Annotated in this window: 23 protein-coding genes; 17 read left to right on the forward strand and 6 right to left on the reverse strand. The window is 68.2% G+C overall.

Annotated elements, in window-relative coordinates; translation table 11 throughout:
- Positions 1 to 19: 19 nt before the first annotated feature.
- Positions 20 to 1,183, reverse strand: coding sequence for an ABC transporter substrate-binding protein (locus AKJ13_RS20680; RefSeq protein ID WP_007562635.1), 1,164 nt, complete (start codon positions 1,181 to 1,183; stop codon positions 20 to 22).
- 174 nt (positions 1,184 to 1,357) lie between these two features.
- Between AKJ13_RS20680 and AKJ13_RS20685 the strand changes: the two genes are divergently transcribed.
- Entirely contained in the window at positions 1,358 to 2,428 is a 1,071-nt protein-coding gene (locus tag AKJ13_RS20685; RefSeq protein ID WP_050735049.1) for a malate/lactate/ureidoglycolate dehydrogenase, read from the forward strand.
- Between the two features lie 91 nt (positions 2,429 to 2,519).
- Here the strand turns inward: AKJ13_RS20685 and AKJ13_RS20690 are convergent, their stop codons facing one another.
- Both AKJ13_RS20690 and AKJ13_RS20695 read right to left on the reverse strand, forming a co-directional pair.
- Positions 2,520 to 3,452 (reverse strand): BLUF domain-containing protein, encoded by a 933-nt coding sequence (locus tag AKJ13_RS20690; RefSeq protein WP_050735050.1) that lies wholly within the window; start codon positions 3,450 to 3,452, stop codon positions 2,520 to 2,522.
- 25 nt (positions 3,453 to 3,477) lie between these two features.
- Positions 3,478 to 5,211 carry an EAL domain-containing protein gene (locus AKJ13_RS20695; RefSeq protein WP_050735051.1) on the reverse strand — a complete coding sequence of 578 codons (1,734 nt, stop codon included), beginning with the start codon at positions 5,209 to 5,211 and terminating at the stop codon, positions 3,478 to 3,480.
- Between the two features lie 647 nt (positions 5,212 to 5,858).
- Here AKJ13_RS20695 and AKJ13_RS20700 point away from each other — a divergent pair.
- From AKJ13_RS20700 to AKJ13_RS20720, 5 genes are all read left to right on the forward strand, one after another.
- Positions 5,859 to 6,872 (forward strand): 2-keto-3-deoxygluconate permease, encoded by a 1,014-nt coding sequence (locus AKJ13_RS20700; RefSeq protein ID WP_007562639.1) that lies wholly within the window; start codon positions 5,859 to 5,861, stop codon positions 6,870 to 6,872.
- Entirely contained in the window at positions 6,832 to 8,118 is a 1,287-nt protein-coding gene (locus AKJ13_RS20705; protein ID WP_082317043.1) for a four-carbon acid sugar kinase family protein, read from the forward strand. Before AKJ13_RS20700 ends, AKJ13_RS20705 begins: the two co-directional genes overlap by 41 nt.
- The gene (gene pdxA / locus AKJ13_RS20710; RefSeq protein ID WP_050735052.1) at positions 8,115 to 9,116 is read left to right on the forward strand and encodes a 4-hydroxythreonine-4-phosphate dehydrogenase PdxA; all 1,002 of its coding nucleotides are present in this window, start codon (positions 8,115 to 8,117) and stop codon (positions 9,114 to 9,116) included. Before AKJ13_RS20705 ends, pdxA begins: the two co-directional genes overlap by 4 nt.
- Positions 9,117 to 9,176: 60 nt before the next feature.
- Complete coding sequence (locus AKJ13_RS20715; protein ID WP_050735053.1) at positions 9,177 to 9,935, forward strand: DeoR/GlpR family DNA-binding transcription regulator; 759 nt, start codon at positions 9,177 to 9,179, stop codon at positions 9,933 to 9,935.
- A 165-nt stretch (positions 9,936 to 10,100) separates the two neighbouring features.
- Positions 10,101 to 10,736, forward strand: coding sequence for a methyltransferase domain-containing protein (locus AKJ13_RS20720; RefSeq protein WP_050735054.1), 636 nt, complete (start codon positions 10,101 to 10,103; stop codon positions 10,734 to 10,736).
- An 82-nt stretch (positions 10,737 to 10,818) separates the two neighbouring features.
- Here the strand turns inward: AKJ13_RS20720 and AKJ13_RS20725 are convergent, their stop codons facing one another.
- Positions 10,819 to 11,181, reverse strand: coding sequence for a DUF4186 domain-containing protein (locus AKJ13_RS20725; RefSeq protein WP_050735055.1), 363 nt, complete (start codon positions 11,179 to 11,181; stop codon positions 10,819 to 10,821).
- 67 nt (positions 11,182 to 11,248) lie between these two features.
- On the opposite strand from AKJ13_RS20725, the gene AKJ13_RS20730 reads away from it, so the two are divergent.
- A complete protein-coding gene (locus AKJ13_RS20730; protein ID WP_050735056.1) occupies positions 11,249 to 12,007 on the forward strand; it encodes a DUF72 domain-containing protein in 759 nt (252 codons plus the stop codon).
- A gap of 704 nt (positions 12,008 to 12,711) precedes the next feature.
- On the opposite strand, the gene AKJ13_RS33285 is transcribed toward AKJ13_RS20730, so the two are convergent.
- Positions 12,712 to 13,500, reverse strand: coding sequence for an alpha-amylase family glycosyl hydrolase (locus tag AKJ13_RS33285; RefSeq protein ID WP_348270959.1), 789 nt, complete (start codon positions 13,498 to 13,500; stop codon positions 12,712 to 12,714).
- On the reverse strand, positions 13,401 to 14,297 hold the full coding sequence (locus AKJ13_RS33290; RefSeq protein ID WP_348270957.1) for an alpha-amylase family glycosyl hydrolase: 897 nt from the start codon (positions 14,295 to 14,297) through the stop codon (positions 13,401 to 13,403). Before AKJ13_RS33290 ends, AKJ13_RS33285 begins: the two co-directional genes overlap by 100 nt.
- Positions 14,298 to 14,604: 307 nt before the next feature.
- Here AKJ13_RS33290 and AKJ13_RS20740 point away from each other — a divergent pair, with 307 nt between their 5' ends.
- From AKJ13_RS20740 to AKJ13_RS20785, 10 genes are all read left to right on the forward strand, one after another.
- Complete coding sequence (locus AKJ13_RS20740) at positions 14,605 to 15,600, forward strand: SDR family oxidoreductase (RefSeq protein WP_050735057.1); 996 nt, start codon at positions 14,605 to 14,607, stop codon at positions 15,598 to 15,600.
- A 33-nt stretch (positions 15,601 to 15,633) separates the two neighbouring features.
- The gene (locus tag AKJ13_RS20745; protein WP_244471670.1) at positions 15,634 to 16,824 is read left to right on the forward strand and encodes a Gfo/Idh/MocA family oxidoreductase; all 1,191 of its coding nucleotides are present in this window, start codon (positions 15,634 to 15,636) and stop codon (positions 16,822 to 16,824) included.
- A gap of 388 nt (positions 16,825 to 17,212) precedes the next feature.
- On the forward strand, positions 17,213 to 17,476 hold the full coding sequence (locus AKJ13_RS20750) for a hypothetical protein (protein WP_050735059.1): 264 nt from the start codon (positions 17,213 to 17,215) through the stop codon (positions 17,474 to 17,476).
- A gap of 2 nt (positions 17,477 to 17,478) precedes the next feature.
- The gene (locus AKJ13_RS20755; RefSeq protein WP_050735060.1) at positions 17,479 to 17,775 is read left to right on the forward strand and encodes a hypothetical protein; all 297 of its coding nucleotides are present in this window, start codon (positions 17,479 to 17,481) and stop codon (positions 17,773 to 17,775) included.
- Between the two features lie 51 nt (positions 17,776 to 17,826).
- Entirely contained in the window at positions 17,827 to 18,174 is a 348-nt protein-coding gene (locus AKJ13_RS32740; protein ID WP_244471671.1) for a hypothetical protein, read from the forward strand.
- A gap of 9 nt (positions 18,175 to 18,183) precedes the next feature.
- A complete protein-coding gene (locus AKJ13_RS20765; protein ID WP_050735061.1) occupies positions 18,184 to 18,384 on the forward strand; it encodes a hypothetical protein in 201 nt (66 codons plus the stop codon).
- 151 nt (positions 18,385 to 18,535) lie between these two features.
- Positions 18,536 to 18,664 (forward strand): hypothetical protein, encoded by a 129-nt coding sequence (locus tag AKJ13_RS33135; RefSeq protein WP_280137120.1) that lies wholly within the window; start codon positions 18,536 to 18,538, stop codon positions 18,662 to 18,664.
- A 277-nt stretch (positions 18,665 to 18,941) separates the two neighbouring features.
- Positions 18,942 to 19,250, forward strand: coding sequence for a hypothetical protein (locus AKJ13_RS20775; protein WP_244471672.1), 309 nt, complete (start codon positions 18,942 to 18,944; stop codon positions 19,248 to 19,250).
- 97 nt (positions 19,251 to 19,347) lie between these two features.
- On the forward strand, positions 19,348 to 19,590 hold the full coding sequence (locus AKJ13_RS20780; protein ID WP_050735063.1) for a hypothetical protein: 243 nt from the start codon (positions 19,348 to 19,350) through the stop codon (positions 19,588 to 19,590).
- A 277-nt stretch (positions 19,591 to 19,867) separates the two neighbouring features.
- Positions 19,868 to 20,083, forward strand: coding sequence for a hypothetical protein (locus AKJ13_RS20785; protein ID WP_244471673.1), 216 nt, complete (start codon positions 19,868 to 19,870; stop codon positions 20,081 to 20,083).
- The last annotated feature ends 225 nt before the right edge of the window (positions 20,084 to 20,308 follow it).

A 20,308-nucleotide genomic window follows, 5' to 3' on the forward strand; every position in this document is an offset into this window, starting at 1 on the left:
CCCGTCCGCGGCCCCGGATTCAGCCCTGATAGAAGTCGATGCGCCGGTCGAAGGTGATCGTGCCCTTGTCGTTGCGCACGACGTTGTAGCCGTGCAGGCCGTCGCCGTTCTTGTCGAAGTTGTAGGTGCCCTCGGCGCCTGCGTGGCCGCGCACCGCCAGCAGCGCCTCGCGGATCGCCTGCGGGTCGGTCTTGCCGGCCTTGTTGATCGCCAGCGCCAGCACCGTCACCGCGTCGAAGGTCCAGGAGGATTGGTTGTCGGGGGCGATCTTGGTGGCGGCGCGGTAGGCCTTGCCGTAGGCCCGGGCCGCGTCGCTCGATTCCTCCGCGTAATCGGCCACCCCGTAGGTGCCGTAGAGCGAGGGCCCGGCGAGCTTCAGGGCGGTGACGTTGGTGATCGAGGGCGAGCCGACCCAGGGGGCGGTGACGCCGAGCTGGCGGAGCTGGCGCGCGAAAATCCCGAGGTCGTTCTCGAAGGTGAAATACGAGCCGATCACGTCGGCCCCCGCCTGCCGGATCGCCAGCACCACGGGGGTGAAATCCTGGCCCTGGTTGGCGTAGCCCTGGTCGAGCACGACCGTGGCGCCGATCTTGCCGAGACTCTCGGTCAGCGCCTTGGCGCCGCTGGTGCCGAAGGCGTCGGTCGAGTGGATGATCGCCCATTTCTTCTTGCCGAGCCCGTTGACGCCGTGCTCGGCGATCACCCGGGCCGAGAAGCTGTCGTTGGGCCGGAAGCGGAACAGCCAGGGATTGCCGAGCTGGGTCAGGACCGGGTCGGTGCCGCCGAAGCACATCGGCTTGCCGGTCTTGAGGATATCCGGCGCCATCGCGTGGTTCTGCGTGGAGCGGACCGAGCCCAGGAAGCCGACCAGATCGGGCTGCGAGGCCAGCTTGGAGAAGGCCAGCACCGCGCCGGGATTGGTGGTCTGGTCGTCCTCGGTGACGATCTCGAGCGGCTTGCCGAGGACGCCGCCGGCCTTGTTGACCGCCTCCAGGGCGATCTTGGCGCCGTTGAGGGCGAAGCGGCCCGCATCCGCGCCGGGGCCCGTCACCGGCAGCACCATGCCGATCCGGATCGTCGCGCCGGCGCCCTGCGCGGCACTCGACCGGATCACCCCCGGGGCTAAACCGCTGGCAGCCGCGCATGCGGCACCCGTCAAGAAAACGCGACGCGTCGTCTTCATCGGCGTATCCGTCCCGTCGCCGGTTCTTGTGCCCGACGTTGTCAGTATTGGGCCACGCCCAGCGCTTCGATGTCCATCCCGCATCGCCGGACGTGGTCGCCTTGCGGGTTAAGAAAGCCTAGGATCGTTACCCGAACGCGCCCGGTGAGGCGCGACGACGGGAGATGAACCATCATGCGGATCGACGCCGCCGGACTGACCGCCTACGTGCAGGACATCTTCGTTCGGGAGGGCTGCTCCGAGGCGGAAGCGGGCCGGATCGGCGAGTTCCTGGTGGCCGCGAACCTCACCGGCCACGACAGCCACGGGGTCATCCGGGTGCCGCGCTACGTGGCGTGGCTGCGCGCGGGCGAGCTCGTGGCCGACCAGACCCCCGCGGTGCTGGTCGACGGCGGCGCCTTCGCGCTGGTGGACGCCCGGTACGGCTTCGGCCAGACCGCCGGCCCGTTCGCCACGGATCTCGGCATCGTCAAGGCCCAGGAGCACGGCGTGTCGGTCGTCGCCCTGCGCCATGCCGGGCATCTCGGGCGGATCGGCGAATGGGCCGAGCGCGCGGCGGCCGCGGGCCTCGTCTCGGTGCATTTCGTCAACGTCGCCGGCAGCCTGCTCGTGGCGCCGTTCGGCTCGGTGGACCGGCGCTTCTCCACCAACCCGATCGCGGCCGCCTTCCCGGTGCCGGGGCGCGACCCGATCGTCCTCGACTTCGCCACCTCGGCGGTCGCCGAGGGCAAGGTGCTGGTGGCCTCGCAGGGCGGCAAGCCCCTGCCCGAGGGCGTGCTGATCGAGCCGGACGGCCGCCTCAGCGCGGACCCGGCCACCCTGTTCGGTCCGCTGGACGGGCCGGAGCGCGACAACCAGAAGGGCGCCGGCGCGATCCGGGCCTTCGGCGAGCACAAGGGCTCGGGCCTGTCGCTGATGTGCGAGCTCCTGGCCGGCGCGCTCACCGGATCCGGCACCGCGGGGCCTGGCCAGCGCCGGGTCTGCAACGGCATGCTCTCGCTCTACATGACGCCGAAGGCCTTCGGCTCGGACGACGCGATCGCCGCCGAGGCGCGCAGCTACCTCGACTTCTTCACCTCCGCCCAGGCGGCGCCGGGCGGCGCGGTGCTGCTGCCGGGCGAGCCCGAGCGCCGCATGAAGGCGGAACGCCTCGCCGAGGGCGTACCGCTGCCCGCCCCGGTCTGGGAGACCCTCCTGGCAGCCGGCCGGCCGCACGGCCTCGACGGGCAGGCCTACTGCGCCTGACGGCGGCGGCGGTCGCCCCGTCGTTCGGAGCGATCCAGCGTGCTCGGCTCTGTGGTCCTCGTTGGGGCCCCACCGGCCGACACCCCAGCGCCTAGGCGGCGAGGATGTCCGCGGCGTCGCCTGGGCCGAGCGCCGCGTTCGGCCGCGCGTCGGGAAAACCGCCGGGGTGCGCGGCCGTCTGGGCGTCGCCAGCCTCCTGGGCCATCGCCGCGGCGAGAAGGCGCGCGCGTTCGGCCCAGCGATCCCGTTCGATCCGCAGGGCGTCGCGCTGATCCCGGCTCACCGCGAGGGACACCTGCAACCCGTCGATCTCGGTCCGCAGATCGCTCGTGCGCTGCCGCTCTGCGGCGAGGGCCAGCTTGAGCACCGCGAGGGCCGCCTCGGTGGCCGCCTTGGCAGGGGCGATGTCCTCGATCGGGTGGGGGCGGGGGGCATTGCGCTCGCTGGCGGCCCTGCTCGTCCCGTCCGCGGCCGATGCCATCTGAGGGACCGCCCCATCGGGCCGAAGCTGTGCCATCTCCGCCCGCAGCTGCGCGACATCGAGCCCCCGCCCGGCGGGCTCGGCCGGCGGGGCGGTGCGGGGCGCGCGCGGGAGGCCCTCCTCCTCCAGCACCAACTCGTGCAGCATGGCGAAGACGGCATCGCCGTCGAGCCTGGCGAGGTCGAACCCGCTCTCGGCCGCGAGCCGGCTGAACTGCTCCTGCCCCCCGGCCGACTGGCCGACGAAGGCCATCGACCAATTGGCGAAGCTGCGGCTTTCCGTCGGGCCGCACTGGAGGACCGTGACGTCGCCGTGGCGGTCGTCACACTGGATCCGCTCGAACGTCTCCTCGACACCCCGGCGCGGTCCTTCCAGAACCTGGGCGAAGGCGCCTGCGTTGAACATCAGCGCGCCGGTGACGTCCGATCGGGCGTTGTTCCGCTGCGACGTGGCCAGGATCTGGCCGACGATGGCCGTCAGCTCGGCCTCCGAACCGTGGAACAGGTTCTTGCTGGCATAGACGAGGCGATAGAGCTCGCTCATGGGGCAATCCGATATGCTGGTTGCATCACGTGGGTGACCCGTAGGTCTTGAGGAAGGCCAGCACATCGTCGGCCGGGATCGGCCTGCTGATGAGGTAGCCCTGGACGTCGGTGCAGCCCTCGTCGCGGATGCGCTGCATCTGCTCCGGCGTCTCCACCCCCTCGGCGACCGTCGTCATGCCGAGACTCTTGCCGAGGCCCGCGATCGCCCGGATGATCGCATCGCCATCCGGCTTGCCGGTCAGGTCCTTCACGAAGGATCGGTCGATCTTGATCTTGTCGAAGGGAAAGCTGCGCAGATAGCTCAAGGACGAATAGCCGGTCCCGAAATCGTCCATCGAGACCCGGACCCCGAGCTCGCGCAGGCGGTGGAGCGTCTGCAGGGTCTTCTCGCTCTCCTCGAGCAGAACGCCCTCGGTGATCTCGACCTCCAGCCGCCGGGCCGCCAGGCCCGAACTGGCGAGCGCCGAGATGATCGTCTCGACCAGGCGGTCGCTCTTGAATTGGGCCGGCGAGACGTTCACCGCGACGGACATCCCGGCCGGCCACGTCATGGCATCCCGGCAGGCCTGGCGAACGACCCATTCGCCGATCGGGACGATCAGACCGATCTCCTCGGCAAGCGGGATGAAATCGAGCGGCGAGATCATCCCGCGCTCGGGATGCTTCCAGCGGATCAGGGCCTCGCAGCCGATGAGCCGATTCGCGTCGAGCTGCAATTGCGGCTGATAGTGCAGCTGGAACTCACGCCGCGCGAGCGCCTGACGCATGTCGAGCTCGAGCCGGCGGCGCGCCTGCATGCGCGCATCCATCTCCGGCTCGAAGAACCGGTATGTCCCGCGGCCATCGAGCTTGGCCCGGTAGAGGGCCAGGTCGGCGTTCTTGAGGAGCTTGTCTGCGCTGGTCCCGTCCGCGGGCGCGAACGCCACGCCGACGCTGGCGCCGATCGTCAGGAGATGGCCCTCGACCATGTAGGTTCGGCCGATCAGGTCGACGAGGCGCCGGGCCAGGGCTTGCGTATGGGCGGCCTCGCGGATGCCGGTCTGCAGGATGACGAACTCGTCGCCTCCGATACGGGCCACGGTGTCGGTGGTCCGTACGGTCGAGCGCAGGCGGTCGGCGACCTTCGCCAGAAGCGCATCGCCGATCGGATGGCCGAGCGTGTCGTTGACCGGCTTGAACCGGTCGAGATCGATGAGGAGCAGCGCGCAGGCCTCGCCGGTGCGCTGCAGGCGTGCCAAAGCCTCGTCGAGGCGCTCCCGCAGGAGCAGGCGGTTGGGCAGGCTCGTCAGCGGATCGAGACGCGCCATCGCGTCGGCCCGCGCTTCGCTCGCCTTGCGGGCGCTGACATCCTCCAGCGTCGCAACCCAGCCGCCCGCGTCGCTGCGGTGGAGCTCGATATGCAGGGTGCGATCCTGGCGCGTCACCTCGAAGGCGGCCGAGGTCCGACAGTCGAGCGCCTGCCGCAAGGATCGGAAGACCTCCCGGCGCGGCTGCGCGGTCCTCGCGCACAGGCTGCGGACCAGCTGGATGGCCGGCAGGTCGACCGCCAGGGCGACGTCCAGGCCGGCCAGGAGGCGCTCGGCCGGGGCATTGAAGGCGACCACGTATCCCGAGGCGCCGATCGTCAGCAGGCCGTGCCTGATCACGTCGAGATCGTTGCGCTGCGTCACGAGCGAGACCCCGCCCGGATCCGTCCGGGCCGCCGGCGGCACCTTCATAAGCCGCGCCGTGCCGAGGTGGTGCAGGTCGGCACTCATTGCGCGAAGGCCCTGTTCGAGGCTGCCGGGCGGCACGCCAAACTCAACAAAAGCCAGGTCTATAGGAGAATTATTAATTTCTGGTGCATGCGCGACGCTATTACTTAGTGAATATGCTATTCCAGTCGGCACATAGGACGGATCGTACAGCGGGTGCTTCGATCAAGGCGTATTCAGGCGCGCCGACCAACAGGAATGTTTCCGTACGAGACCGCACGACCCGGGCCCGATGAAACCAATTGTCCGGCGCCCCCGGAGACAGAGCAGGGCGGTTTTTATTCGGATCCAACGGACCGACAACTGGATTATCACGCGCAATCGACCGAATGCGGCCGCCTGTGTGTCGGCCCGCATACGGATCGCGTCACCGCACGGTATCCGACTCCATGATCATCCGGGTCTGAACGCGACGGCTGCCGCGCGACCGGTTCGGGACGCCGCCGGCCGGGTGGCACGCCCTGCAACGGGTCCGGCTGTCGTGGCAGCAGACGTCCGGATTTCTGCGCAGACTGCGCAATCCGGTTGACGAGATGCGCACAATGCGCGCATCACTCCGAAAGGCTCACAACGAATTTTCAGTTGCCGCCGATCAATCGGGCGCGAGCTTCAAGCAATATCTGCGTGTATCGCGCAGGGAGGGAACGAGTATGCAGATCCCGATCAAGCGGGCGATCGAGAGCGTTCCGGGCGGCATGATGGTCGTGCCCCTGCTCGTCGGGGCGCTCATCGCAACCTTCTTTCCCGGAACGCCCAAGTATTTCGGATCCTTCACCGGCGCCCTGTTCTCGGGCGCGCTGACGATCCTGGCGGTGTTCTATGTCTGCATGGGCGCGAGCATCGATTTTCGCGCCACCCCCTACATCGTCAAGAAAGGGGGCACCTTGCTGATCGTGAAGATCGGCATCGCCCTGATCCTGGGATTGATCTTCGGGCAGGTCCTCGGTGAGGCCCCGGTCGCGGCCGGCATGTTCGCCGGGCTGTCCACCCTGGCCGTCGTCGCCAGCATGAACGACACCAATGGCGGCCTCTACATGGCGCTGATGGGCCAGTACGGCCGCCCGCGCGATGTCGGGGCCTATACGGTGATGTCGCTGGAGAGCGGCCCGTTTCTCACCATGGTGACGTTGGGCGTCGCCGGCCTCTCGGCGTTTCCCTGGCAGACCCTGGTCGGCGCCATCCTGCCGCTCCTCGTCGGCATGATCATCGGCAATCTCGACCGCGAGATGCGCGCCTTCCTGAGCCGCGCCATCCCGGTCATGATCCCGTTCTTCGCCTTCGCGCTGGGCGCGGGGCTCGATCTGAGCAAGGTCTGGCAGGCCGGCCTGCTCGGCCTCGCCATGGGCGTGGCGGTCGTGGTCCTGACCGGCATCCCGCTGTTCCTCGCCGATCGCCTGACCGGCGGCACCGGCGTCGCGGGTGTCGCCGCCGCATCCACCGCCGGCAACGCCGCGGCCGTGCCGGCGATCGTCGCCGCCGCGAACCCGGCCTATGCTGATGCCGCCGGCCCCGCGACGATCCTCGTCGCCGCCTGCGTCGTCGTCACGGCGATCCTGGTCCCGATCGTCACGGCCTGGACCGCGAAGGTCGTCGGCCGTGGGGCGGACGAGGCGGAGGCGCCCGATGGCGAGCCGGTCGTTCCCGCGCCCGTCCGCCGCGCCTGAGATGGACGCGCGCTGGCTCATCCTCGCCGACGATCTGACGGGCGCCGCCGATTGCGCGGTGGCGTTCCGCCGACGCGGCAACGCCGCGGCCGTGATCTGGGGCGAGGCGGTGCAGGACGAACGGATCCCGATCCTGTCCTACGACGCCGACAGCCGCGGCCTCACCGCCGAGGCGGCGGCGCAGCGCCACGCGGCCCTGCTGGGGCGGCTGCACAGCGCGGACCGGCGCCTGTTCAAGAAGATCGACTCGACGATGCGCGGCCAGCCCGCCGCCGAGATTGCCGCGACGCTCGCGCAGTTGCGCGCCCGGTCCGGCCAGGCCTTCGGCGTGCTGGCGCCGGCTTTCCCCGGGACCGGCCGGACCACGCTGGAGGGCCGGGTGCGGGTGGGCGGTCGCCCGCTGGAGGAGGCGGAGGTGTGGCGGCGCGACCATAGCTACGCCAGCGCCGATCTCGGCGCTATACTGGCCTCGGCCGGGATCCGGTCCACGACGCTCACCCTGCCGATCGTGCGCGGGGGGCGACTCGCCGGCGCGCTGGCCGAGGCCGCGGCCGGTCCCGCCGAGATCGCCGTCTGCGATGCCGAAACCGACGACGATCTGGCCCGCATCGCCGAGGCCGGCCTCGCCGCGACGGCGTCGGCCGTCTTCATCGGCAGCGCCGGGCTGGCGCACGCGCTCGCGACGGCCGGACCGGTTGCCGCCCTCGCGCCGGTCCGGATCGCGCCCGACCGGCGCGGCTCGCTCCTCGTCGTCGGCTCCCTCGCCGAGGTCTCACGCGCGGGCGCCCGACGCCTCCTCGCCGACGGCGCCGTGGCGCATCTGCCGATCGCGCCCGAGACGCTGCTCGAAGCGGTGGAGGGCCGGTCGGACCTGGCGACGCCCCTCGCGGAACGGCTGGCCGCCGGCCAGGACGTCCTGGTCGAGATCATGCTGGGCGGCGAACCCGACATGAGCCTCGGCCCCCGGCTGGCCCACGCGCTGGCCGACGCGCTCGCCCCGATCGCCGGTCGGATCGGGGCGCTCGCCGCTACGGGCGGCGAGACCGCGGCCGCGCTGCTGACGCGCTTCCATGTCCACGGCATCCAGCTGACCGACGAGATCGAGCCGGGTGTTTCGCTCGGCCTCACCTTGGGGCAACTCGCGATCCCGATCGCCACGAAGGCGGGTGCCTTCGGCGACGCCGACAGCCTCGTGCGCATCCGGGACCGCCTGCGCCACGTTCGAACCGAAGGAAGTCTCACATGACCCGTCCGACCATCGCCATCACCATGGGCGATCCCGCTGGCATCGGGCCAGAGATCATCATGAAGGCGCTGGCGCACCCGGAGGTCCACGCGATCTGCCAGCCGCTGGTGGTCGGCGATGCCGGGCGCCTGCGGCAGGCGGGCCGCATCGTCGGCGCCACGATCGGGGTCGATTCGCTCGCCGACGCGGGCGGGGCGGCCTTCGGCACGGATGCGGTCCAATGCGTCGACCTGAAATGCGTCCCCGAGGACCTGCCGTTCGGGCAATTGTCCCCGGTCGCCGGCGAGACCGCCTATCGCTGCATCGCGGCGGCCGTGGAGATCGTGCAGGCGGGGCAGGCGCAGGGCATCTGCACCGCGCCCCTGTCGAAGGAGGCGCTTCACGCGGCCGGCCACAAGTTTCCAGGCCACACCGAGATGCTGGCGCACCTCACCGGGACGCCGGAAGTGTCGATGATGCTGGTCTCCCCGAAGCTCCGGGTGATCCACGTCACGACCCATATCGGCCTGATCGACGCGATCGCGCGGATCGAGCCCGGCCTCGTCGAGCGCGTCATCGCCCGCGGGCATGCGGTGCTGGTGAAGGCTGGCATCGCTGAGCCGAAGATCGGCGTCTGCGCCATCAACCCGCATGCCGGCGAGAACGGCCTGTTCGGCCATGGCGAAGAGGCCGAGAAGATCACGCCGGCGGTCGAGGCCTGCCGCGCCAAGGGCTGGGACGTGCGCGGGCCCCTGCCGGCCGACACGCTGTTCTTCCTCGCCGGCCGGGGGGATTACGACATGGTGGTGGCCATGTATCACGATCAGGGCCATGGCCCGATCAAGGTGTTGGGTCTCGAGGCCGGGGTGAACATCACGGTCGGCCTCCCGGTGATCCGCACCTCGGTCGATCACGGGACGGCCTTCGACATCGCCGGCACGGGCGTCGCGGACGAGCGCAGCCTGATCGAGGCGCTGCGGCAGGCGGTCGAGCTGGCGCCGAAATCGCAGGCGGCCTGACCGGGGCGCCGGCACGGACCGAGGCGCTCCCGTCGGGGGCCAGGGTGAGAGAGCGGGGCTATGCGCGGGACGGAACGCCGGGCGCGGCTGCTGGAGGCGCTTGGGCTGGGCGAGATCGACGTCGACGATCTCGCGCACCGGTTCGGCGTCTCCGCCTCGACCGTCCGGCGCGACCTCCAGCACCTCTCCGACACCAAGGCGGTGCGCCGGACCTATGGCGGCGCCATACTGGCCGGGGCGGCGCCCGAGACGACCCTCGACCAGAGGCTCGCGATCAACGGGCCCGAGAAGCAGGCGATCGCCCGCGCGGCCCTCGCGCTCATCGCAGATGGCGAGACCCTGATCCTCGATGCCGGCTCGACGGTGACGGCCTTCGGGCGCCTCCTGCTCGACCGGCGCCTGCGCATCATCACGAACAATCTCGCGCTGCTCCCCTGTCTCGCCCAGGCGCCCGGGATCGACCTCGTCGTGCTCGGCGGCAATCTGAGGGCGACGAGCATGAGCACCGTCGGCCCGCTGGCCATCGAAGCCCTGCAGCGGATGACGGCCGATCGGGCGGTGATGAGCGCGGACGGCGTGGTCGCGGGACGCGGCCTGTGCGAGGCGAGCCTCGATCAGGTCGCCCTCAAATCCGCAATGATCGCGCAGTCGCGGGAGACGATCGTGCTCGCCAATGCCGGCAAGCTCGGCCGGGCGGAGCAGATGGCCTGGGCTCCCCTGCCGCGGCGCTGGATTCTGGTCACCGACGCGGCCGTCCCGCAGGACCAGCGGCACTGCCTCGCGGAGGCCGGCGCCGACCTGGTGGTGGCCGGCGCCTGAAGCGCGGACCGCCCTCGAACCTCGTCGTCCGATGCGGCATCTTGCGCCGCGGCGGGCCGCAGGGCGCACCGCGCCTATCTCAGGGTGGCATCGCGTCGGCCCGCCCCGGGGGCGGGCACCGCGGCGCAAATCCGGCGCTTGGCGCGACATGAAGGCATACCCAGCATGGCTCAGGATCTGCCAGAGCTGCCCGCAGAGGCGTTCGCCAAGCCGGATCGCAGTCCGGATCCGCTCTTCTACGCCCAGCCGCGCCTCGTCACCCATATCGATGCCGCCGCCATCGCCGCGGTGACCGACCTCTACAGGGCGGTCGTCCCCCCGGGCGGTGTGGTCCTCGACCTGATGTCGAGCTGGATCAGCCACCTGCCGGACGAGGTCGCCTACGCGCACGTCATCGGCCACGGCCTCAACGCGGCGGAGCTGGCTGCCAATCCGCGCTTGGCGCGGCATTTCGTGCAGGATCTCAACGCGCAGCCGCAGCTGCCGCTCGACACGGCGAGCGTGGACGCGGCCCTGATCTGCGTCTCGGTGCAGTATCTGCAGCGCCCCGTGGACGTCCTGTCCGAGATCGCGCGGGTCCTGCGCCCCGGCGCGCCGGTGGTCATCAGCTTCTCGAACCGCTGCTTCCCGACCAAGGCGGTCGCGATCTGGAGCGCCCTCGACGGCACGGGCCACGCGCAACTGGTGCAGCTGTATCTGCAGCGCGCGGGATTCGCGCGCCTCGAGGCCCGCGTCCTGAAGCCCGAAGGCGGCGCCGGCGATCCGCTGACGGCGGTCCTGGGCTGGACCGCCACGGCCTAGCCGACGCGCCGGCCGCTCGCGTCCGGGAAGACGATCCGCAGGGCGTCGGTCTCGACCTGGGATCCCGGGGACGCGGGCCTCGTCAGGCGCCGTCGCCGCCCTGAGCGCGCAACCAGCGCCCGATCGCCTCGACCACATGGGCCTGCTCGGCGGCGGTCAACGCCTGCCCGGCGGGGACGGCGTACCACTTGGCCAGGCAACCGCGGCAGCAGGTGGCTGTCGCGTGTTGCGCCGTGAAGACCGGATGGCCGCGAAACGGCGTTTGCTTGCCGTCGTTCCTCGGCTCAGCGGGCGCGAGGCGCCGTTTCACGAAGTCTCGCGCGTGCTCTAGAACCGTCGGAAGCCCCTTCTCATGCAGGTAGGCCCGGTCGGCGGCCGCCAGCCGAAAGCGCTGACGGAATGCGGACCGTGAGAGACGATCGAAGACCTCTTCGACCCCGCGCATGCGCAGACCTACCCGATCGCCTGCCGCCCATCTGGCCGGCCCGGCTTATGGCCCGTCATCGGATCCGATGCATAGCTCACCCCCCATCGCCCTTGGAACCGCCGGCTGGAGCCTGCCGAAGGCCCACGCCGCACACTTCCCGGAAGCCGGCAGCCATTTGGAGCGGTACGCGCAGCGTTTCTCCGCGGTCGAGATCAACACCTCCTTCTATCGACCCCATCGGGTGACGACCTACGCGCGGTGGGCCACCGCGGTGCCGGACGGGTTCCGCTTCGCCGTGAAGGTGCCGCGGACGATCACGCATGAGCGGCGTCTGGTCGGCGCGGACGAAGACCTGGATCGCTTCCTGGCCGAGGTGGCGGGCCTCGGGCCGAAGCTTGGGCCGCTGCTGCTTCAGCTTCCACCGAGTCTGGCCTTCGATCGGGCGTCCGCCGCGCCGTTTCTGGCGGGCTTCAGGCAGGTCTTTCCGGGGGACGTCGTCTGTGAGCCGCGCCACGCCACCTGGTTTGCTCAGGACGTCGATCAGCGCCTGTCCGACCTTGCGATCGCCCGCGTCGCCGCCGACCCCGCGCCGGTGCGAGGGGCCGGCCTCCCGGGCGGCTGGCCGGACCTCATCTATTACCGGCTCCACGGCTCCCCACGGATGTACCATTCGGCCTACGAACCGCCCGTCCTCACCCGGATGGCCGAGCGCCTGCACCAGCACAGGGCCCTCGGCCGCCGCGCCTGGTGCATCTTCGACAACACCGCGGAATTTGCCGCCGTCGGGAACGCTCTGGAGATGCTCGCGCTCGCAGCAGAGCGCCACGTCATAACGGCACCCTGATCTCGGAAGGAGGCGGTCCTCAACCGGGCTGATCCGATCCGCAGCGTCGGCGCTGAGGAGAATCCGAAGCCTGCCTTGACCGGATCGCGCGGCACAACCACGCTTGCCGTTCGCAGTTCCATGCGCAAGTGGCGCGCCAGACAGAATGAAACTGCGAACACCTATGTCATTGAGTTTGCGAGATAATTTTTTAAATCCACGCCGTCGCTCGGTACCTCGCAGCCGTAGTACGCCTCACCGAGCCGCAACCCGCCACCGAAACCGGACCTTCGGCTTTGCGCCCATTCCGGTCATTCGGGGTATTAGGGCGAGATCTCCGAAGCGGACGTGAAGGCCCCGGTCATCAGCCATGGCTGTTTGCGCTGCATCCGGACCCGACACACCTAATCCGGTCGGACACCACGAGATTGATGGCATTCGCGCAACCACCAAGCAGTCTGGTCATCCCGCAAGAATCAACAACGACGTGGCAGCGCTCATCCGCGGGCCTTCCGAGTCGAAGCCGGCATCGGAATTCGCCTGTCGATACATGAGCAGCCCGGTGAGCAACTCCGAACCAGAGCCACTGCCGTTTGGCAGGGCGACAGGAGGTCCATGGTGCTCGTCCCAGGTCCAATGCAGGTCGATCCTTCTAAACCGTCTACGATAGTTCAAAATCTGATCAGCGGATTGGCTGTAAGCCGCGGGGATCCTCGTGCTTGAGCCTAATCGAGACGGATGATTACCCCCTCGTCAGACCGTAGGGTCATCTGCCCCGCGCAAGAGGCCGCGTCGCGGTCCAGTCGCGTCGAGAGCAGCAGAGTACCGGATCCGCGGAGGGTGATGCAGGCAGGTCCGCCACTAATGTTCAAGGCCACGAACAGACGTACGCCGTCATTTTCACGAACGTAGGACAGCACAGTGCCCTCGCCGGCACGCGGCTGAAATCTGCCCTGAACCAGCGCCGGATGTTCTCGGCGCAGAGCGATGAGCCGGCGGTAGAGGGCCAGCATCGAGCTTGGGTCAGCTTCTTGCACAGCAACGCTTCGCGCCGCGTTCACTCGTCCGAGCGGCAGCCACGGCGTGCCTGTGGTGAAGCCACCCTGAGGGCCAGCATCCCACGGCATCGGCGTGCGTTGCGGATCGCGGCCGCCGCTGGCATCCGGGCGATGCGTCTCGCCCGATGCGATCTCCACGTCCTCAAGTCCGAGCTCGTCGCCGTTGTAGACGAAAGCCGTGCCGCCGGCTGTGAGCGCCAGCATCGCGGCCACCCTGGCCTGCTCCTGACCGATGCGACTTGCCAACCGATGCTCGTCGTGGTTGCCCAGCACCCAGTTCGGCCAGGCGCCAGGCGGCAGCAGGTTCAGGTACTGGTCGATTGCGGCCGCGAGCGCTCGCGAGTCCCAGGCCGTGTTCAGAAGACGAAGTTGAAGGGCAGGTGGAAAGCTGGCGCGTCGAGGCCGTAGTACCGCATCACGCGCTCGGCTGGCAGGCGAGCCTCGCCGATCAGCAATCGGTCCTCGTACGTGTCGATGAGCTGGCGCCATGCGGCGGCGCAGGCGTGGGTCTCAGGCCGGTCTGAGGTGAAGGCGTGCCGCACGCCGGCCTGGACCGGTAGGCCCTCGCCCGCCAAGTCCCCGGGCGGGTCCTCGCGCAACAGTTCGTCCTCGACAAGGTGGGGCACGGCGTCGACCCGGAAGCCGTCGACCCCGCGGTCGAGCCAAAAGCGCAGCACAGCTTCCATGGCGGCCTGCACCTCGGGATTGCGCCAGTTCAGGTCCGGCTGCTCGGGCAAGAAGGCGTGGTAGTAGTATTGCCCGGTGGCCTCATCCCGCGTCCAGGCCAAGCCCTCCAGCATGGAGCGCCAGCCGTTCGGCCAACCACCGTCGGAGGCGGGGTCGCGCCAGACGTACCAGTCCCGCCGCGGGTTCGCGCGGTCAGCACGGCTCTCCCGAAACCAGGGGTGCCGGTCGGAGGTGTGGTTGGGGACAAAGTCGAGGATGACCTTGAGCCCGCTTCGGTGCGCCTCGGCGACCAGCCGGTCAAAAGTTTCGAGGTTGCCAAAGAGCGGGTGGACGGCGGTGAAGTCCTCGATGTCGTAGCCGCCGTCCAGCATCGGTGAGGGATGGAACGGAGAAAGCCAGAGCGCGTCGGCGCCGAGCCGAACGACGTGGTCGAGGCGCGCGATGACGCCGGCGAGGTCGCCGACACCATCGCCTTCGCTGTCCTGGAACGAGCGCAGGTAAACTTGGTAGACCACCGCGTCCTGCCACCACGGCGCAGCGCGTTTACCCGGCTTGTGTTGAGCCATCCGCGATCTCCACCTCCACGAGAACCGTCGCACGTCGGGAAGTGATCCTCAGGGTGACCGCGGCCGTAAGCGGATCCGGTTACGGGCTCTCTCAGGCCGGTGCCCATGTCCCCAACAGCTACGGGGGGATCAGGCTCCAGGGTTGTGGGTCCGCTACCTTTGAGGAAGTGATCTTACATGACCTGAAGGCACCACCGCCGATCCGGCCCTGGCATGCGCGTGCAACAATCGGTGCGATGCACGGTTGGCGGGATGTGCGCCGTCATTCTCGGCGTCCGATTCAGATCCTCGCGTCGAGAGCTCTCAGATGTCGGACCGTCCCGATCCGTCCCGCCGTCTTCTGGTCGGCGGCCTCACGACCGGCGTCGCCGCGGCGCTCGGGGCCGCAGGCCTCGGCGGCCGCGATGCTAGGGCAGCGACACCGGCAGCGCCAAACCCCGCGACCGAGTACCCGAAGCCACCGTTCCAGGATCAGGAGCAGCCCTGGCCTGGCCTCGCCTCTCGGATGAACCCGCGTCCCGACCACGGCGAGACTAGCTACAAGGGGTCGGAGCGCTTGGCTGGCCGCAGGGCTCTGCTCACGGGTGCCGACAGCGGCATCGGCAGGGCGGCAGCGATCGCCTTCGCCCGCGAGGGGGCTGACGTCGCCTTCAACTACCTGCCCCAGGAGGAGGAGGACGCCCGCGAGGTGGTGGACCTGATCCGAAAGGCTGGGCGCAAGGCGGTGCCGCTCCCCGGCGATATCCGCAACAAGGCTTTCTGCCGCAAGCTCGTGGCGGATGCCGCGCGCGAGCTCGGCGGCCTCGACATCCTGGTCAACAACGCCGTCTACCAGAAGGCGGCCAACTCGATCGACGAGATCTCGGACGAGGACTTCGAGCAGACCTTCACGACGAACGTCTACGCGATGTTCTGGATCACCAAGGCCGCGCTGGCTCACCTGCAGCCGGGTTCGGCCATCGTCAACACGTCGTCGGTCAACGCATACGAGCCCGGCGAGTCGTTGATCGACTACGCCGCCACGAAGGCGGCCATTGCCAATTTTTCGAAGGGCCTCGCCAAGCAGCTCGCGCCGAAGGGCATCCGGGTGAATGCCGTAGCACCGGGTCCGATCTGGACACCGCTGCAGGTCAGCGGCGGCAAGCTACCCCACACGCTCCCGCACTTCGGCGCCGATACCCCGATGGGGCGCCCGGGCCAGCCGGCGGAACTCGCCGGCATCTACGTGCTGCTGGCCTCGAATGAAGCGAGCTACTCCACCGGCCAGGTCTTCGGAGCCGTCGGCGGCCGCGGCGGCCCCTGACCCCGCCAACCTTGATCCCAAACGCTTCCTTCCGTGCCACCGGCCGTCCCACTTCAGGAGACCTCCATGAGTATTGCTTCCGCCCTCGGCCTGACCTCGGGCAAAAAGGTCCGCTACGCTTTCGTCGCACTCGGCGATATCACCCAGGAGGCCATGCTGCCGGGCGTCAAGCACACCGGCAACTCGGAGGTGGTTGCGTTCGTCACCGGTGATCCTGAGAAGGCGCGCGGCGTCGGCGAGCAGTATGGCGTCACCGACAGCTACAGTTATGAGCAGTTCGGGGAGCTCCTCTCCTCGGGCAAGATCGACGCGATTTACCTCGCAACGCCGAACTGGCGCCACGCCGAGTTCGCGATCCCGGCCCTCAAGGCCGGCATCCACGTGCTGGTTGAGAAGCCGCTTGAGGTCTCAACCGAGAAGTGCCGCCAGATCCTAGAGGTGGAGGAGACCTCATCCGCCAAGCTGATGGTGGCCTACCGCCTGCACTTCGAGCCGGCCACCCTCGCGACCATCGACCTGATCCGCTCGGGCAAGCTCGGCGAGCTTCTGACCTTCACTTCGACCTTCATCCAGATGGTCTCGCCCGAGAACCACCGGGCGAAGAACGGAGTCGAGGCGGGCCCAATCTTCGACATGGGCCCCTATCCAGTGAACGCGGCCCGTTACGTTTTCGAGGACGAGCCGACCGAAGTCGTCTCGGCCATCGGTATTCGCCACCCGGAGGCGGGCCTCGGTGATTTCGACGATACGGTCGCGGTCACGCTGCGCTTTCCTGGCAACCGCCTGGCACAGTTCGTGCTGTCCTACTGGGGCAACACGCTCGACACCTACGCGGTAGTAGGCACGAAAGGCAGCGTCGAGATGAACCCCGGCTTTATGTACGGCAAGCCGCTGGAGCGCACTGTCACGCTGGGCGAGAGCAAAAACCACGAGAGCTTCAAGAACACCGACCATTTCGGCGGCGAATTGCACTACTTCTCGGACTGCATCCTGAACGGCAAGGATCCCGAACCGGACGGAGAGGAGGGATATGCGGACGTGCGCGTGCTCGAAGGTATCTTACAGGCCATCAAGACCGGCGCGGCCGTGAAGCTGGAGCCGCTCACGCGCACCAAGCGGATCGACACGAAGGCGCAGGCGGAGACCCTACGCGCCCAGAAGTCGCCCGAGCTCGTCAACACCTCGAACCCAGGCAAGGGCAAGGAGAAGGTACCGAAGAACTGACGGCCTTCTGAGAACTGGATTTGCGGCCTTCGACGTGGCCACCCTCGGCCAATTCCGACCGGCCGCTTGGCGCCCATCCCGGTCATTCACGGAGCCGCGGACAGCCACCTCATAGCGGACGTTCATCGTGACGGCTGCGGCGCCCTATTCGCATCAGGTACGTTATGGCTCGACACGTTGGTCCAATCGGACGTTTAACCGGATGAGACACCGCGGCGCGAGAGCGTTGGAGACACACTGTCGCTTCCCCGCGATCGCCTCCGTCCCCATTTCAGGAAGATCGGCCGCGGACGCGGTCGGGCTTTGCGCGAGGCCGGGCGAGCCGTGATGATATGGCCGCCCGGCCGGTGCGATGGACGCTCCCGGCGGGCTACAGTAGCTCTCCGGCATGGCCAGCACCCCGACCGTATCCGACCTCGTCAAGTCGAAAGAGGTTACCGATGAGCAAGTGAGCGCTGCGGTCGACGCGGTGCTCGCCAATCTTAAGACCGGCCCGTTCGAGCTGGCTTCCGGCTCGATCATCGACCTCACCGCAGCCGTGAAGGCAGATCGTCACGCAACGGCCACCCTGAAGGAGCCGACAGCCAGACCGGGCAGCAAGCGAGCCGCGGTCAAATCCGCGATCTTGTTGGCGCATCCGGTGAAAGGGTAAACATGGGCGCTCTTGAAGCAGGTGCCGAATGGAAGGTCCGCCTCGTGGCTTTCCTGCTTCCACATCTAAAGGGCGATGCTGGCGAGCGCGACAGCGCCGTCAATGCGGTGCTGTCGGCGCTTGATACAGCGCATGCCGAGGGACTGAGGCACGCCGCTCGCTTCTGTCGGACCGTGGCAGAAGGGGCCGAGCAACACGGGGAGGCCGCTGACGCTCTTGCGAGCAGCATCGAGATGATCGCTGCACGCGTCGATGCGGAGGCAGTTGAAGCCGCCCGACAATGGCAGGACGAGCCGTGAACGGCTCGCCGAACACCGAACACCGAACACGAGCGCGGGGCGGTCCAGCACATGATGCGGCGCCTCGACGGCTTCGCCCGTGGGCTCGGTCTGGACGCGGCGACCACGCGCACGACCGTCGAGAAGGGGATCGTCGACACATGCCTGAGCAGACGGACGAGGAGCGCCTTACCGAAGCTCGCTGCCGCATTATCGTTGCATCCGCCCAGTCGCATGACCGAGAATTACGACCCGACGCTCGAAGCCATCGTGGCCTTGCAGGCACATGGCCATACCATCGAGCCAGATGAGAAATTCGAGCACTGGCAGATCGACGGCCGGGAGTGGGTCTCGCACGACGACCTTTTGACGCTCGCCCTGCGCCTTGGCCTCGTAGACGGTCCGGGACTGGTGCAGTAGCTCGGCTCCATGCTTCAGACCCTCCCCGGCTGGATCCTGTTCGCCTCCATCTTGGTCTCCGGGGTGACCGTTTGTTCAGTGGCAGCCGCGATGCTCGACCATGCGCTGGGTGAAGGGGCGATCGAACGCCGCGACTTCCTGACGTTCTTGCTGTTCGGGACGCTGATGGCGATGGCTGCGCTGATGCTGCTGTGGGTCGAGACGCGGTGACGGGTTGGCCTCGGCCACCGGCTCACCATAGCTCCGCACCATGCCCTCCGAGATCCGAGCCCCGCTTCGCGGCCTTCAGCTAAAAGCTCTCCGCGCCTGCGCCCTGTACCCACAGGGCATGCGGCACGGGGCGCACCCGAGCGTCATGCCGGTGCTGCGGGATCTTGGGCTGGTCGAGGAGCGCCAAATGCGCGGGCAGGCTGGGCTGAAGCTGTGGTTCCTAACGCAGACCGGACGCGAGATGCTGGCCGAAATCGGGATAGGCGAGCCCAAGGATTGAACGAGCAGGCAAAATCGGAGTGCCACACCCCGGCAGGGCGCCAAGTAGGTTCCGGGCTAGGAAAGGAACAGCGGCCAAATATGGTTGTATGCTAGACTAGACAAGCTGCAGCGATCGATAAGCCCAAGGTGTGGCCGTGTCACACAACCGTAATATGGGTTAGAAGGCCACGTCGCGCTTGGAGTACCGCGTGCGTGCGGTGCTTTTCTCAACCAGAGACCGGCGAACTCGTGCGCCTAATGCATGTGAGCCGGGTGAATATTCGTCGGCTAAAGGAATGATGATGGCTTCAATCGAAGAACTCGCTGGTACGTTGCAGGGGCTGGCCGGACCAGGGATCAAGCGGAAGGAACTGGTCGCCGCAGTGCGCGAGAAGCACCCCAAGGCGTCCAAGAAGGACATCGTGCGGGCTGCCTTCTACGCCCTCACGAGCGCCGTGGACGGCGACGTGGAACGTGCGCAGCGACTGCATGATTTTGCGCTCAGCGAACGGGCCTCCGGGGATGGGGAGACGCCGCTCCCCGTGACGCGGAAGAAGAAGGACCGGCGTGGGGATGCCCATCGCAACCGCCAGAAGGCTCACTGAGTGGCCTGAGCAGGCCAGCGGGGCATGTCGTTCGATTGTCGCAGCGCGGACATATGAGACGCACCGCGCCGTTTCACCGGCTCACCGGGAGCGGATCATGCCCAAGCACTACTGCCTCGACCCGCACGACCCCTACGCCGAGCGAGAGGTCTTGGTTGAGTTCCAGCCGACGGCCGCAGGTCTAGTTCTGATCGCGGCCATCGACGAGTGCGACGAGGATATCCTGCCCGACTTGGTCGATGCGCAGTGCGACGATCTCCGATGCGAACTCGCTATGGCTTGCCGGACGACCAACGGGTCCGGCCAGCTTCCAGGCACCACGGCAACACCCGCAGGGTGAAGTCGAACGGAGGGCTCGTAGTGCCGGTTCGCCGACGAGCCGATCAACGCGGCCAAGGTCATCTCACCGTCGTGTCACAGGCATAGGGGACGCGCCCTCTGGTTGTGCAACCCGATGGGAACCCGTGGTTGATTGGTCCGACTATCTCGATGAAAGCCGCCCGGCGTCAGCCGATCAAAGCCGGATGCGGATGTATATCGCTATGGGGTTGACCGGCATGGGGGTGCTCGGTGCGATTGGCGGCATGCTGCACGTCCTCCCGGCCTGAACCGGGCTCTTGAGAACCTATGAAATGGGCGAACCCGAAACACTCCAGCCGTTCACCTTCGAACTCGTCCCGTCGCAGCGCGAGGCGGGCGGCTACCATTGGGCGATCCGCAAGCACGGCAAGCTGGTACAGCGCTCCGACACCCCGCTCCCGACAGAGACGAAGGCGCGCACCCAGCCGCTGGCCATGATCAAACGACTCCGCGTTGGGCAGGTGAACTGGTAGCCCGCGTCCGCCGCACCATTCCGGACGTCATCAGCACGCGTGGCGTTCCTGGACGCCTCAGTCCGCAGTCTGGACCAACCACGTTGCGTTACAGATGCCGGGCCCACCAACGTGTGGCAGCCGAACACGGCAACGGTGACGAGACAGGCTTTGCCTGCACCTACTCGCCAGCGAGGATGCCCAAACCGCGCATCTGAGGCCCAAGCTCGAACGCTACGCGACTGC

This window comes from Methylobacterium sp. ARG-1 (assembly GCF_001262595.1).
GTDB classification, from domain to species: Bacteria; Pseudomonadota; Alphaproteobacteria; order Rhizobiales; family Beijerinckiaceae; genus Methylobacterium; species Methylobacterium brachiatum.

Bases quoted from the DNA above. Each gene is read 5' to 3' on its own strand.
- AKJ13_RS20780 (WP_050735063.1), top strand. From the start codon at position 19,348: ATGCCCAAGCACTACTGCCTCGACCCGCACGACCCCTACGCCGAGCGA.
- AKJ13_RS20750 (WP_050735059.1), top strand. From the start codon at position 17,213: ATGGCCAGCACCCCGACCGTATCCGACCTCGTCAAGTCGAAAGAGGTT.
- AKJ13_RS33290 (WP_348270957.1), bottom strand. From the start codon at position 14,297: ATGGCTCAACACAAGCCGGGTAAACGCGCTGCGCCGTGGTGGCAGGAC.
- AKJ13_RS20725 (WP_050735055.1), bottom strand. From the start codon at position 11,181: ATGCGCGGGGTCGAAGAGGTCTTCGATCGTCTCTCACGGTCCGCATTC.
- pdxA (WP_050735052.1), top strand. From the start codon at position 8,115: ATGACCCGTCCGACCATCGCCATCACCATGGGCGATCCCGCTGGCATC.
- AKJ13_RS20740 (WP_050735057.1), top strand. From the start codon at position 14,605: ATGTCGGACCGTCCCGATCCGTCCCGCCGTCTTCTGGTCGGCGGCCTC.
- AKJ13_RS20775 (WP_244471672.1), top strand. From the start codon at position 18,942: ATGATGATGGCTTCAATCGAAGAACTCGCTGGTACGTTGCAGGGGCTG.
- AKJ13_RS32740 (WP_244471671.1), top strand. From the start codon at position 17,827: ATGATGCGGCGCCTCGACGGCTTCGCCCGTGGGCTCGGTCTGGACGCG.
- AKJ13_RS20685 (WP_050735049.1), top strand. From the start codon at position 1,358: ATGCGGATCGACGCCGCCGGACTGACCGCCTACGTGCAGGACATCTTC.
- AKJ13_RS20730 (WP_050735056.1), top strand. From the start codon at position 11,249: ATGCATAGCTCACCCCCCATCGCCCTTGGAACCGCCGGCTGGAGCCTG.
- AKJ13_RS20715 (WP_050735053.1), top strand. From the start codon at position 9,177: ATGCGCGGGACGGAACGCCGGGCGCGGCTGCTGGAGGCGCTTGGGCTG.
- AKJ13_RS20700 (WP_007562639.1), top strand. From the start codon at position 5,859: ATGCAGATCCCGATCAAGCGGGCGATCGAGAGCGTTCCGGGCGGCATG.
- AKJ13_RS20695 (WP_050735051.1), bottom strand. From the start codon at position 5,211: ATGAGTGCCGACCTGCACCACCTCGGCACGGCGCGGCTTATGAAGGTG.
- AKJ13_RS20680 (WP_007562635.1), bottom strand. From the start codon at position 1,183: ATGAAGACGACGCGTCGCGTTTTCTTGACGGGTGCCGCATGCGCGGCT.
- AKJ13_RS20690 (WP_050735050.1), bottom strand. From the start codon at position 3,452: ATGAGCGAGCTCTATCGCCTCGTCTATGCCAGCAAGAACCTGTTCCAC.
- AKJ13_RS20720 (WP_050735054.1), top strand. From the start codon at position 10,101: ATGGCTCAGGATCTGCCAGAGCTGCCCGCAGAGGCGTTCGCCAAGCCG.
- AKJ13_RS20765 (WP_050735061.1), top strand. From the start codon at position 18,184: ATGCTTCAGACCCTCCCCGGCTGGATCCTGTTCGCCTCCATCTTGGTC.
- AKJ13_RS20705 (WP_082317043.1), top strand. From the start codon at position 6,832: ATGGCGAGCCGGTCGTTCCCGCGCCCGTCCGCCGCGCCTGAGATGGAC.
- AKJ13_RS20755 (WP_050735060.1), top strand. From the start codon at position 17,479: ATGGGCGCTCTTGAAGCAGGTGCCGAATGGAAGGTCCGCCTCGTGGCT.